2 pseudogenes are annotated in these 763 nt (G+C 69.2%); one reads left to right on the top strand and one right to left on the bottom strand.

What is annotated here, in order from left to right:
* A pseudogene (locus A5680_RS06230) lies at positions 1-282 on the top strand (hypothetical protein); the annotation flags it as partial.
* A gap of 4 nt (positions 283-286) precedes the next feature.
* On the opposite strand, the pseudogene A5680_RS06235 reads toward A5680_RS06230, so the two are convergent.
* Positions 287-763, bottom strand: a pseudogene (locus A5680_RS06235) (VWA domain-containing protein); the annotation flags it as partial.

Here is a 763-nt window from a genome sequence, read left to right on the forward strand (position 1 = left end):
TCGTTCGGCACCAAGACCGGCGAGATCGAGATGGACGGGCAGCGGGTCGCGGTGCCGGTATCGACGGACCAGATGAAGATGATCGCCAAGCTGTCCGGCGGGCAGTCCTACACCGCCGGCACCGTCGACGAGCTGTCCAAGAGCTACAACGCCATCGAGAAGGACATCGGCTACCGCACCGTGCCGGGTCCCGGCAGTGCCGGGTGGTTGCGCCTGGGCGTGCTCACCGCCCTGATCGCGACGGCGCTGGCGCTGCTGATCAACCGGCGGCTGCCGGTCTGATCGCTCAGGAGGGCAGCCGGCGGTTCAGGAACAGGCCGGCCAGGACGGCGCCGGCCATCGCGACGGCCCCCAGCAGCATCCAGGCCAGGCTGGCGTCGCCCTTGACGGTTTCGTAGCCGATCTGGCGCTGCAGGGTCGCGTAGACGTCCTTCAGCGACTCCAGGCTGTCGGCGTGGAACGACTGGCCGTCGGTGATCTCGCAGATCTTCTTCAGCGTCTGATCGTCGACGGGAACCGGGATGGTGGCGCCCTCGTACTCGACGGTGCCGTACGGCGTGCCGAACGAAATCGTCGAGATGGGCACCCCTTCGTCGCGGGCCAGCCGCGCCGCGGTGTAGGCCCCGTCGTGCGGGTCGCTGGGGTTGGACGGCTTGTTCTCCTTGCCGTCGGACAGCAGCACGATGCGGGCCGGCGGCGGGCTGTCGATCGCGGCCTTGACCGCCTGGTGCTTGGCGTCGGGGGCACCAGCAGCGAGGCGTTG

The organism is Mycobacterium sp. E2989 (assembly GCF_001667595.1).
Lineage (GTDB): Bacteria > Actinomycetota > Actinomycetes > Mycobacteriales > Mycobacteriaceae > Mycobacterium.